Here is a 12,273-nt window from a genome sequence, read left to right on the forward strand (position 1 = left end):
ATGTCGTCAATTCTCGTGGGATCCGCCCCGGACTCCTGGGGCGTCTGGTTCCCCGACGATCCACAGCAGACCCCGTACACCCGATTCCTGGACGAGGTCGCCGAATCCGGTTACGAGTGGATCGAACTGGGGCCGTACGGCTACCTGCCCACCGATCCGGAGCAGCTCTCCGACGAGCTCGCCACACGCAACCTCAAGCTGTCGGCCGGCACGGTGTTCGAACACTTGCATCACGATGACAGCTGGGATGCCGTGTGGTCGCAGATCGAGGATGTCGCCAAGCTGACCGCGGCCGTCGGCGGCAAACACGTCGTCGTCATCCCGGAGATGTGGCGCGACCCGGCGACGGGTGCGGTGCTGGAAGACCGCAACCTCACCACCGAGCAGTGGCGCAAGAAGACCCAGGGCATGAACGAACTGGGCAAGGCCATGTTCGAGAAGTACGGTGTGCGTGCGCAATACCACCCGCATGCCGACAGCCACGTCGACACCGAGGAGAACGTGTACCGCTTCCTCGACGGCACCGACGGCGAGTTCGTCAACTTGTGTCTGGACACCGGGCACATCAGCTACTGCGGCGGCGACAACATCGCGATCATCCGCCGCGCCCCGGAGCGCATCGGCTACCTGCATCTCAAGCAGGTCGACCCCGAGGTACGCGCCAAGGTCGAGGCCGAGGACCTGCCGTTCGGTGAGGCCGTCAAGCTCGGCGCGATGATCGAACCGCCCCTTGGTATTCCGGAGATGCCGCCGCTGCTCGCCGAGATCGAGAAGCTCGGTATCGACGTGTTCGCGATCGTCGAGCAGGACATGTACCCCTGCGAGGTCGACGCACCCCTGCCCATCGCCCAGCGCACCCGGAAATATCTGGGCTCGTGTGGCGTGCCCTCCGTTCGTTTCGACTAGATCTGTAGGAGTTCAGGACATGTCCGACCTTCGCGTCGCCGTGCTCGGCGTCGGCATCATGGGCGCCGATCACGTCGCCCGCTTGACCAGCCGCATCTCCGGGGCTCGGGTCGTGGTCGTCAATGACTTCGTCGCCGAGAAGGCCGAGCAGATCGCGGCAGGCATCGAGGGATGTCGCGCCATCGCCGATCCGCTCGACGCCATTGCCGCCCCCGAGGTCGATGCCGTGGTGCTGGCCACCCCCGGCCCCACGCACGAGAAGCAGTTGCTCTCCTGCCTCGACCACGGCAAGCCCGTGCTGTGCGAGAAGCCGCTGACCACAGATGCGGCCACGTCTTTGGAGATCGTCAGACGCGAGGCCGAACTGGGCAAGCGCCTCATCCAGGTGGGCTTCATGCGCCGCTTCGACCACGAGTACGCGCAGTTGAAGGCACTGCTGGACTCGGGCGACCTGGGCCGCGCGCTGGTAATGCACTGCGCACACCGCAACCCCGCCGTCCCGAACGGTTTCGACAGCGCCATGGTCGTCCGCGATTCGCTGGTGCACGAGGTGGACGTGACGCGCTTCCTGTTCGACGAAGAGATCGTCTCGATCCAGATCATCACGCCGTCGGCCAATCCCGGTGCGCCGGAGGGTCTTGCGGACCCGCAGATCGCGATCCTGCGCACGGCATCGGGCCGGCACGTGGACGTCGAGCTGTTCGTCACCACCGGGGTGGCCTACGAGGTACGCACCGAGGTCGTCGCCGAGAAGGGCAGCGCGATGATCGGACTCGACGTCAACCTGGTCCGGTCGCGCAGCGACGGCTCGCGCGGTGGCCAGATCACCCCCGGTTTCCGTGAGCGCTTCGGACAGGCCTACGACACCGAGTTCCAGCGTTGGGTGGACGCGGTATCGACCGGTGTAACGGGCGGTGACTCCGCCACCAATTATGTCGATGGTCCGTCGGCGTGGGACGGCTACGCCGCGGCCGCGGTCTGCGAAGCCGGCGTGGAATCGCTGAACAGCGGTCTGCCCGTCGAGGTCGCGATGGTCGATCGCGTATCCATCACCGGGGCGTGACGTGAAGATCGCGCTGGATCCCACACCGTTCCATCACGATTACGACCTGCTCGACTTCCCGAAGCTGGTCGCCGAGCTGGGCTACGAGTACCTACAGCTGACCCCACACCGGGATTTCATCCCGTTCTTCAACCACCCGCGCGCCAATGACGATCTGGTGGCCAAGTTCCGCAAGGCGTGCGCCGACGCGGGCGTCGGAATCGCCTCGGTGTTGCCGGTGCTGCGCTGGGCCAGCCCCGATCCGGACGCCCGTGAGGCCGCGGTGCGCAACTGGAAGCGCGTCCTGCAGATCACCGTGGACCTGGGGGTCAACGTGATCAACACCGAGTTCTCCGGCCGTCCGGAGAAGGCCGAGGAATCGGAGCGGGCGTTCTTCCGGTCCATGGAGGAACTGCTGCCCATCATCGAGCGTGAGGGCATCGACGTCCGGATCGACCCGCACCCCGACGATTTCGTCGAGGACGGCATGGAGGCGCTGCGCATCATCCGCGGCGTCAACTCACCGAACATCGGCATGGTCTACGTCGCCTGCCACAGCTTCCACATGGGCGGCAACATGGCCGAGATCATCCGGGCGGCCGGCGACACACTGCGTCTGGTGCACGTCGCCGACACCATGGACCACCACCGCAGCCACGGCCTGCGTTACATCACCAACCCGCCGGGCAATCCGGTGCGAGTCCACCAACACCTCAAGATCGGCGATGGCGATGTCGACTGGAACGAATTCTTCTCCAGCCTGGCCGAAATCGGCTTCTACGACCGCGATGACACGGTGATGGTGTCATCCGTATTCGCCGAGGACGAGACGGCGCACGAAATATCGCGCTACCAACTGAAGACCATGACCGAATACGTCGCAAAGTACGGAAAGTAGCCATGACACACACGATTTCCCATTGGATGAACAACACGTCCTTCGCGGGCGCCAGTAGCGCCAATGCGCCGGTGACCAATCCGGCGACCGGGCAGGTCACCGGCCAGGTGGCCCTGGGCAGCGTCGAGGATGCCCGCGTGGTCATCGATGCCGCCGCAGCCGCCTTCCCGGCCTGGCGCGACACCTCACTGGCCAAACGCACCCAGGTGCTCTTCGCCTTCCGCGAACTGCTCAACGAACGCAAGGGCGAGCTGGCAGAGATCATCACCAGCGAGCACGGCAAGGTCGTCTCCGACGCCCTCGGCGAAGTGGCCCGCGGCCAGGAAGTCGTCGAGTTCGCCTGCGGAATACCGCATCTGCTCAAGGGCGGATTCACCGAGAACGCCTCCACCAAGGTCGACGTCTACTCCATCCGCCAAGCCCTGGGCCCCGTCGGGATCATCTCCCCGTTCAACTTCCCCGCCATGGTGCCCATGTGGTTCTTCCCCGTCGCCATCGCCTGCGGCAACACCGTCATCCTCAAACCCTCCGAAAAAGACCCCTCCGCCTCGCTGTGGCTGGCCGCACTGTGGAAAGAAGCCGGCCTGCCCGACGGCGTGTTCAACGTCCTGCAAGGCGACAAAACCGTCGTCGACGAACTACTCACCAACCCCAAGATCAAATCGGTGTCCTTCGTCGGCTCCACCCCCATCGCCCAGTACGTGTACGCCACCGGCACCGCCGCGGGCAAACGCGTCCAAGCCCTGGGCGGAGCCAAAAACCACGCCGTCATCCTGCCCGACGCCGACCTCGACCTGGCCGCCGACGCCATGGTCAACGCCGGCTTCGGCTCCGCGGGCGAACGCTGCATGGCCATCTCGGCGTGCGTGGCCGTCGGCCCCGTCGCCGACGACCTCATCGCCAAAATCACCGAACGCACCGTCGGCCTCAAGATCGGCGACGGCACCAAAGACTCCGATATGGGCCCCCTGGTCACCAAAGCCCACCGCGACAAAGTCGCCTCCTACATCGACGCCGGTGAAGCCGACGGCGCCAAGGTCGTCGTCGACGGCCGCAACGTCACCGCGGACGGCGGAGCCGAGGGCTTCTGGCTCGGACCCACCCTGCTCGACAACGTCACCCCCGAGATGAGCGTCTACACCGACGAAATCTTCGGCCCCGTCCTGTCCGTCCTGCGCGTCGACACCTACGACCAAGCACTCGAACTCATCAACACCAACCCCTACGGCAACGGCACCGCCATCTTCACCAACGACGGCGGCGCCGCCCGACGCTTCCAAAACGAAGTCGAGGTCGGCATGGTCGGCATCAACGTCCCCATCCCGGTTCCCATGGCCTACTACAGCTTCGGCGGCTGGAAAGCCTCCCTGTTCGGCGACAGCCACGCCCACGGCATGGACGGCGTCCACTTCTTCACCCGCCAAAAAGCCATCACCAGCCGCTGGCTGGACCCCAGCCACGGCGGCATCAACCTCGGCTTCCCCACCAATTAATCTCCCGCGAGCGTGCGTGTCCGAAGCCGACACGCCGCTCGCGGGGAGGACAGTGCGCACGCTCGCGATCGAGGAGGATCCATGTCCACACCCCAACTCGTCGCCACCGCGTGGACCAGCGCCGGCGATGTGTCGCCGATGCTCAACCCGGCGACGAGTCCGGTACCGATCGCGGATCGGCTGGCCGCGATAGCCGAGGCGGGCTTTGTCGGCTTCGGGCTGATCGCCGATGACCTCATTGCGGTCCGCGAGGGGATCGGATTCGCGGCGCTGCGGGACATGGCCGCCGAGGCCGCGCTCACCCATATCGAGATCGAGTTGATCGAGAGGTGGTGGATTCCGCGCGGGCGACTCGGTCACTCCTACGATGTGCGGGACCTGCTGTTCGAGGCGGCGGATACTCTCTGCCCGGCCTTCATCAAGATCGGCTCCGAACAGGCGGCCCGCACCGGAGATCTCCTCGACGTGGTCGCTCCCCTGCGTGAGCTCGGGGCGCAGGCCGAGGCGCACGGCACCAGGATCGCGATCGAACCCATGCCGTTCTCGATCATCGACACCGTACCGGCGGGCGCCGCGCTCGCACGCGCGGCCGCGCACCCGGCGGTCGGGCTGCTCATCGACGCGTGGCACGTGTTCCGGGCCGGCACCACGATCGGTGATCTCGCCCGGTCACTGACCCCGGAGATCATCTTCGGCGTCGAACTCGATGACGCCGCCGACGATATCGTCGGCACCCTGTTCGAGGACACCGTGCACAACCGGCTGCTCTGCGGCGATGGGTCCTTCGACCTGGTCGGGCTGATCGAGCTGTTGCGCTACTTCGGGTTTCGTGGACCGTGGGGCGTGGAGATCCTGTCCTCCGAGTTCCGGAGGCTCCCGGTGGCGCACGCGTTGAAGCTCGCCGCAGAGTCCGCGGCCGCGGTGCTCGTCTAGACAACGACTTCGAGCCACGCGCGAGAACGTCCGAGCGACATCCGTGCCTCATTTCCTCCTCGTCGACGCCCCTACTTCGCGACTTGCTATTAGAATTCGGCTAGCTGGCCTACGCCTATCCCCCGGACCTCGGGATGTGCGCCCTGATCCGGAGGATTGTCGTGAGCCGCTTTACGGACAACATGTTTGCGAACGCTCAATGGAGCGTCAACGGGATGGTGACGGGTGAACCCGACCACCCGGTCCGCCACACCTGGCGTGAAATCCATGACCTCGCGCGCCGGGTCGCCGGCGGCCTCGCCGCCGCGGGCGTCGGGCACGGCGACGCTGTCGGCGTGCTGGCGGGCGCGCCCGTGGAGATTGCCCCCACCGCACAGGGACTGTGGATGCGCGGTGCCAGCATCACGATGTTGCACCAGCCGACGCCCCGGACCGATCTGGTGTCGTGGGCCCTGGACACCATCAGCGTCATCGACATGATCGCAGCCAAGACCGTGATCGTCTCCGATCCCTTCATGGCCGCCGTTCCCATCTTGGAAGAGCACGGCGTCACGGTCCTGACGGTGGCCGAGTTACTGACCGCAGACGGCATCGGACCGGTCCGCACCACTGGCAACGACATTGCATTGCTGCAGCTGACGTCCGGCTCGACCGGGTCACCCAAGGCCGTCCAGATCACCCACGACAACCTTGTCGCCAATGCCGATGCGATGTTCGTCGGGGCCGAGGTCGATACCGACACCGACGTGATCGTGAGCTGGCTGCCGCTGTTCCACGATATGGGCATGACCGGATTCCTCACGGTGCCGATGTATTTCGGCGCCGAACTGGTCAAGATCACACCGATGGACTTCCTCACCGACATCCTGCTGTGGCCGAGGCTGATCGACAAGTACGCGGGCACGATGACCGCGGCGCCCAACTTTGCGTACGCCCTGCTCGCCAAACGGCTCCGCAGACAGGCGAGAGTCGGGGACTTCGACCTCTCCACCCTGCGCTGGGCACTGTCCGGGTCCGAACACGTGGAACCGGCAGACGTCGAGGAACTCATCGAGGTGGGTAGACCGTTCGGGCTACGGCCGGAAGCCGTACTGCCCGCCTACGGAATGGCCGAAACCACTGTCGCGGTGTCTTTTTCCGAATGTGGCGGCGGTCTCGTGGTCGACGAGGTCGACACCGATCTGCTGGCCGTGCTGGGCCAGGCCGTTCCGGCGAACAACCGCAGCAGAACCACCAGGCTGGCCTGCCTCGGCCCTTTGCTGGACGGACTCGAGGCCCGCATCATCGGCGAGGCCGGCGACCTGATGGCGGCGCGCAGTGTCGGCGTGATCGAACTGCGCGGCGGGCCCGTGACGCGCGGCTACCTCACCAAGGGTGGATTCGTCGGGGCCCGGAATACCCAAGGATGGTATGACACCGGCGATCTCGGGTACCTCACCGAGACCGGCAATCTGGTGGTCTGCGGCCGCGTCAAGGACGTGATCATCATGGCGGGACGCAACATCTACCCCACCGACATCGAGCGGGCCGCGAGCCGAGTCCGGGGTGTGCGTGCGGGGTGCGCGGTCGCGGTACGACTGGATGCCGGCGATGCCCGTGAATCATTCGCCGTCGTCGTCGAATCCAACGATTTCGACGATGCCGCCGAGGTCCGCCGGATCAAACATGACATCGCACACGAGGTCGTCACCGAGGTCGACATGCGGCCACGCAACGTGGCGGTGCTGGGACCGGGTTCGATCCCGAAGACGCCGTCGGGCAAGCTGCGCCGGGCATCGTCCGCCGCACTCGTCGGCTGACGTTTGCGCTCAGGTCACCGCAGGGTGGTCACCGGCGCCACCAGGACCTCGCCGCACGGGGACGGGGTTGCGGTGCGGGATCGGGCCCGCAGGTGCATCGCTGCGCTGCGGGCACCGAACGCATCACATCGTCGACGTGCTGGCCACACCCGGCCCAGCCGGTCTTGCCACACTTCGGGCATTTCTCTGGGTAGCACATGGGTTCTCCTTGGCTGATCTGAGATTCGGCTAGGGTGTCGAAGCGGCGATCTTGGCGCGGACGTCCTCCATGTCGAGAGCCTTGACCCTGGTGATCAGATCCTCCAGAGCTGGGGCCGGCATGGCGCCGGGTTGGCGATAGACGAGTATTCCGTCACGGAACGCCATGATCGTGGGGATCGCCTGGATCTCCAGAGCAGCGGCAAGTTGCTGCTGCGCCTCGGTATCGACCTTGGCGTGCACCACCTCCGGATGCGACTGCGACGAGCGTTCGAAGACCGGGGCGAAGGCGCGGCACGGGCCACACCACGATGCCCAGAAGTCGACGAGCACGATCGGATTCTCGGCGATGGTGGTCTCGAAGTCGGCGGTGGTCATGGTCGTGGTTGACATCGCGGTTTCCCTTCTCGGTACATCTGGTGGCGAGTCGACGTGTGGGTTCACGCCGACTCTATCTATACCCCTACGGGTATATTAACCGCACCGGGATCGACAAATATTCCGCCCTTGCCTGTACCCCCAGGGGTATATGTACGATGGAGGCGGATATACCCCCTACCGTATATCTGGGCTTCCTAGCGATGGCTCGTCACCCGCGGACCGTCAATGAAAGTGGACTGAATTCCCATGACCAGCAACGAGATTGTCTCTCCCACCACACCTGCCGCGTCGGGCATGCCGCGAATCGGTGACCCGGCTCCGGCGTTCACCGCCGTGACGACCCAGGGCGACATCACCTTCCCCGCCGACTACGCGGGCAAATGGGTCATCTTCTTCTCCCATCCCGCCGACTTCACCCCGGTCTGTACCAGCGAGTTCATGACGTTCGCATCGATGCAGCAGGAGTTCGCGGCCTACAACACCGAACTGGTTGGACTGTCGGTGGACGGGCTCTACAGTCACATCGCCTGGCTGCGCACGATCAAGGAGAAGATCACCTTCCGCGACATGAAGAACGTCGAGGTTACGTTCCCGCTGATCGAAGACACATCGATGAAGATCGCCGAACTGTACGGAATGATCATGCCCGGAGAGGATTCGACCAAGGCGGTACGGGCCGTCTTCGTCATCGACCCCGAGGGCAAGATCCGGACCGTCATCTACTACCCACTGAGCCTCGGCCGCAACTTCGACGAGTTGCTTCGCGTCATCAAGGCCCTGCAGACCGCCGACCACTTCTCGGTCGCCACACCCGCCGACTGGCGACCCGGCGAGCCCGTCATCGTTCCCCTGCCGGCTCCTGCGGCACCGCCAAGGAACGCATGGACGGCCACGACGAGGGCGTCACGTGTGAGGACTGGTTCTTCTGCACCAGGGAAATCCCCGCCGATGAGGTCGAGGCCGCGATCCGGGTGAAAGGCGAAGCGTGATGGAGGTATTACAGGTCGATCCGATCGCAGCGATGGGGCTTGTCGACGAATCCGGCGCCATCCTGCTCGACGTTCGGGAAAACGACGAGTGGACAGCCGGACATGCCCCCGGCGCAGTTCATGTGCGACTAGGTCAACTCGATCCGCGCACCTTCGCTGCCGTGGCGCCGGTGGTCGCGGTATGCCGGTCGGGCAACAGGTCTGGTTCAGCGGCAAAGAGACTCGCGGCCGCCGGGTTCACCGTCTACAACATGGTCGGCGGCATGAAGGCCTGGCGGGAGGCCGGGCTACCGGTACGTCGCGACGACGGTACGGCCGGGACCGTTCTCTGATCACGAGCGATCGGGTGTCATCGAGCCGATCAGATCGCCACGTCGTCGAACTCGCAGAAGGCCGCGTAGGCGCGCGCGCCGTAGATCGTGGCCGGTCCGCCATGCATCATGATGCTCACACCAATGGCCTCGGCCGCCTCCTGCTTGGTGGCACCCGCGCGGACAGCTCCCTGTGCGTGCGAGGCGATGCAGCCGTCGCAACCCTGCACGACGCCGATCACCATCGCGATCAGTTCCTTGGTCTTGGCATCGATCGCGCCGGCGCCCAGCGCCGCTCGACTCAACGCGCCGAAACCGTCGTAGACCTCTGGAATCATCTGACACAACGCGCGATGCTGCGGCTTCAAGTCGGCAAGAACAGCGGCGTGATGATCGTGATCTCCCATGCGCCCAACGTAGGCCGCGTGGGGCACGCAGCAGCAGAGACTTAAGTCCCTGATATCGCCGCGGTACAGGCGACGCCGGAATGCACGTCGCGAGGGTGATCGCCGGGCACGGGGGCTGAGGTCACCAGAGGCCCCGGACGGGCCTGACCCCCGCACCCGGCGATGTCCGATGTCGCCGCCGGGGCGGCTCCAGGTCCGCGTCAGAGGATGTAGAGCATCTCCTGATAGGTGGGCAGCGGCCAGAGATCGTCGGCCACCATGCTCTCCAGGGTGTCTGCCGCAGCACGCACGGCGTCCATCGCGGGCAGCAGCGCCGACTGGGCGTGCTTGGCTTCCTCGGTGGCACTGTCCGCGTGATGCGACAGCCCCTCCTTGAGGGTGGCCAAGGCTGCGGTGAGGGCACCGATGGGTTCGGAGACCATCTGCAGCAGTGTGAGATCCGGTTCGACGCCGGCTGCCTTGAGAGACGCGACGTTCTGTGCCAGTTCGGTCTGGTACCGCACCGCGGCAGGCAGGATCACGGTCGAACCGATCTCCAGTGCCAGCTTGGCCTCGACTGCGACCGTCAGCGCGTACATCTCGTACCGGACCTCGACGCGGCTCTCCAGCTCGCGCTCGCTGAACACGCCGTACTTCTCGAAGACCTCGATCGCCTCCGGCTTGATGAGCTCCGGGATCGCGTCCAGGGTGGTCTTGAGGTTCGGCAGACCACGCTCGGCGGCTTCGATCTGCCAGTTCTCCGAGTAGCCGTCGCCGTTGAACACGACCGCGCCGTGCTCGGTGATGATGTCGGTCAGCAGCGTCTGCACGGCGGCGTCGAACTCGGTGCCACTCTCGACGGCCTTCTCCAACTCGGTGGCCATGTAGTCCAGCGAGTCGGCCATGATCGTGTTCAGGATGATCATCGGCACGTTGATCGTCTGGCCCGAACCCGGCGCCCGGAACTCGAATCGGTTGCCGGTGAACGCGAACGGGCTGGTGCGGTTGCGGTCGCCCGGATCGGTCGGCAGCACCGGGAGGGTGTCGCAACCGATGATCATGCTGCCCTTGCCCTTCGACGACGTCGCGGCGCCCTTGGCGATCTGCTCGAACACGTCGGCCAGCTGGTCGCCGAGGAAGATCGAGATGATCGCCGGCGGGGCTTCGTTGGCGCCGAGGCGGTGATCGTTGGTGGCCGATGCCACCGAGACCCGCAGCAGCCCGGAGAACTTGTGCACCGCGCGGATCACGGCTGCACAGAAGACCAGGAACTGCGCGTTCTCATGCGGGGTGTCACCGGGCACCAGCAGGCTGCCGAATTGCGAGTTACCGAGCGAGAAGTTGACGTGCTTGCCCGAGCCGTTGACGCCTGCGAACGGCTTCTCGTGGAACAGACACTCCATGCCGTGCTTCTTGGCGATCGTCTTGAACGTCGTCATCAGTAGCTGCTGATGGTCGGCGGCGATATTGGCCCGCTCGAACATCGGCGCGATCTCGAACTGCCCGGGGGCGACCTCGTTGTGCCGGGTCTTGGCCGGGATGCCGAGCTTGAACAGCTCACGCTCGGTGTCCATCATGAAGGCCAGCACACGGTCCGGGATGGCACCGAAGTAATGGTCGTCGAATTCCTGACCCTTGGGCGGCTTCGCACCGAAGAGTGTGCGGCCGGCGTTGATGAGGTCAGGCCGTGACAGGAAGAAGTGCCGATCGACCAGGAAGTACTCCTGCTCGGGGCCGCAGAACGACACGATGTTGTCAAAGTTCGTGTGGCCGAACAGCTTCAGGATGCGCTCGGCCTGGGCGCCCATGGCCTGCTGGCTACGCAGCAGCGGCGTCTTGTAGTCCAGCGCCTCGCCGGTCATCGAGACGAACACCGTCGGGATGCACAGGGTATTGCCGTTCGGGTTCTCCAGGATGTAGGCCGGGCTGGTGATATCCCATCCGGTGTACCCGCGGGCCTCGAAGGTGCTGCGCAGACCGCCCGACGGGAAGCTCGACGCGTCGGGTTCACCCTGGAGCAGGGTCTTGCCGGCGAACTCGGCCAACGTGGTTCCGTCGCCCACCGGGTCGAGGAAGCTGTCGTGCTTTTCGGCGGTCAGCCCTGTCATCGGGTAGAAGACGTGCGCGTAGTGGGTGGCACCCCTGGACAGCGCCCAGTCCTTCATCACCGAAGCGACCGAGTCGGCGATCGCCGGATCCAGCTTGGCGCCCTTCTCCATCGTCGCGACCATGGACTTGTAGACCGCCTTGGGCAGGCGCAGCCGCATCTCGGCCAGCGTGAAGACGTTGGTACCGAAGATCTCCCCGGGGGCCTCGCCTGGATCAAAACTGATCGGAGGAGGCACGTAGGCCTCGACGCTGTTGATCGCCTGGAGGCGTACCGAATTTCCGCTCAATGGAATTCCTTTGCACTGCGGTCCGCCAGCTACTCGACGGACGTTGACCGGCCAACGATAGGAACAATGGATGCCGAACTTGTTACGCCGGCGTCAACAGCGGAATGCGGGTGAATTCCTCCGTCGCGGCGGCCGAACGGTGGGTCGAAGTCGGTCAGATGGGTAGTCCCTGCCCATCCGAGACCGTCTTTTCGCCGTGGTACTGGTGCTGACCGTCGCGGGCTGCGCGCCACCGGCAGAAAAGCCTGGTCCGACCGCTGCCGCTCCACCCGTAAGCCCCACCACCACCGGCCTGCTGCCGACCGGCGTTCCGACCGAGGGCACCCGCCCGCCGGACGACGGCCTGCCGCCGCCCGCCGAACCCCAGCGGGCGCCGGCCCCGGCACCGGGGCTGCCCGGCCGCCAGCTCCGCGTCGGTGATGCGCCCGCGGGCGTCGTCGTCGACGCAAAGACACGCACCGTCGCCGTGGCCACGCGCAACCCCCACGAACTCGTCCTCATCGACCACTGCGATCGCAGTACCGGCATCCGCGGACCGTGA

The 12,273-nt window shown here is 65.5% G+C and carries 11 protein-coding genes and 1 pseudogene; 9 read left to right on the plus strand and 3 right to left on the minus strand.

Annotated elements, in window-relative coordinates:
- From C6A86_RS19050 to C6A86_RS19075, 6 genes are all read left to right on the plus strand, one after another.
- On the plus strand, positions 1 to 906 hold the full coding sequence (locus tag C6A86_RS19050) for a sugar phosphate isomerase/epimerase (protein ID WP_105363362.1): 906 nt from the start codon (positions 1 to 3) through the stop codon (positions 904 to 906).
- A 19-nt stretch (positions 907 to 925) separates the two neighbouring features.
- On the plus strand, positions 926 to 1,969 hold the full coding sequence (locus C6A86_RS19055; RefSeq protein WP_105363361.1) for a Gfo/Idh/MocA family protein: 1,044 nt from the start codon (positions 926 to 928) through the stop codon (positions 1,967 to 1,969).
- Between the two features lies 1 nt (position 1,970).
- Positions 1,971 to 2,846: a sugar phosphate isomerase/epimerase gene (locus C6A86_RS19060; RefSeq protein ID WP_105363360.1), complete on the plus strand. Its 876-nt coding sequence runs from the start codon at positions 1,971 to 1,973 to the stop codon at positions 2,844 to 2,846.
- Between the two features lie 2 nt (positions 2,847 to 2,848).
- A complete protein-coding gene (locus C6A86_RS19065) occupies positions 2,849 to 4,339 on the plus strand; it encodes a CoA-acylating methylmalonate-semialdehyde dehydrogenase (protein ID WP_105363359.1) in 1,491 nt (496 codons plus the stop codon).
- A gap of 81 nt (positions 4,340 to 4,420) precedes the next feature.
- On the plus strand, positions 4,421 to 5,272 hold the full coding sequence (locus C6A86_RS19070; protein ID WP_105363358.1) for a sugar phosphate isomerase/epimerase: 852 nt from the start codon (positions 4,421 to 4,423) through the stop codon (positions 5,270 to 5,272).
- Between the two features lie 161 nt (positions 5,273 to 5,433).
- Complete coding sequence (locus C6A86_RS19075; protein WP_105363364.1) at positions 5,434 to 7,071, plus strand: fatty acyl-AMP ligase; 1,638 nt, start codon at positions 5,434 to 5,436, stop codon at positions 7,069 to 7,071.
- Positions 7,072 to 7,299: 228 nt separating this feature from the next.
- On the opposite strand, the gene trxA is transcribed toward C6A86_RS19075, so the two are convergent.
- Complete coding sequence (gene trxA / locus C6A86_RS19080) at positions 7,300 to 7,662, minus strand: thioredoxin (RefSeq protein WP_105363357.1); 363 nt, start codon at positions 7,660 to 7,662, stop codon at positions 7,300 to 7,302.
- A gap of 234 nt (positions 7,663 to 7,896) precedes the next feature.
- On the opposite strand from trxA, the pseudogene C6A86_RS19085 reads away from it, so the two are divergent.
- Positions 7,897 to 8,639, plus strand: a pseudogene (locus tag C6A86_RS19085) (peroxiredoxin).
- Positions 8,639 to 8,971 (plus strand): rhodanese-like domain-containing protein, encoded by a 333-nt coding sequence (locus C6A86_RS19090; protein WP_105363356.1) that lies wholly within the window; start codon positions 8,639 to 8,641, stop codon positions 8,969 to 8,971. The pseudogene C6A86_RS19085 and the gene C6A86_RS19090 overlap by 1 nt, the downstream one beginning before the upstream one ends.
- A gap of 29 nt (positions 8,972 to 9,000) precedes the next feature.
- On the opposite strand, the gene C6A86_RS19095 is transcribed toward C6A86_RS19090, so the two are convergent.
- Together C6A86_RS19095 and C6A86_RS19100 are read right to left on the minus strand one after the other, a co-directional pair.
- The gene (locus C6A86_RS19095) at positions 9,001 to 9,357 is read right to left on the minus strand and encodes a carboxymuconolactone decarboxylase family protein (protein ID WP_105363355.1); all 357 of its coding nucleotides are present in this window, start codon (positions 9,355 to 9,357) and stop codon (positions 9,001 to 9,003) included.
- Positions 9,358 to 9,557: 200 nt separating this feature from the next.
- Positions 9,558 to 11,732: a glutamine synthetase III gene (locus C6A86_RS19100; RefSeq protein WP_105363354.1), complete on the minus strand. Its 2,175-nt coding sequence runs from the start codon at positions 11,730 to 11,732 to the stop codon at positions 9,558 to 9,560.
- Between the two features lie 196 nt (positions 11,733 to 11,928).
- On the opposite strand from C6A86_RS19100, the gene C6A86_RS19105 reads away from it, so the two are divergent.
- Positions 11,929 to 12,273 carry a hypothetical protein gene (locus C6A86_RS19105; protein ID WP_105363353.1) on the plus strand — a complete coding sequence of 115 codons (345 nt, stop codon included), beginning with the start codon at positions 11,929 to 11,931 and terminating at the stop codon, positions 12,271 to 12,273.

Source organism: Mycobacterium sp. ITM-2016-00316 (assembly GCF_002968335.2).
Taxonomy (GTDB): Bacteria; Actinomycetota; Actinomycetes; order Mycobacteriales; family Mycobacteriaceae; genus Mycobacterium.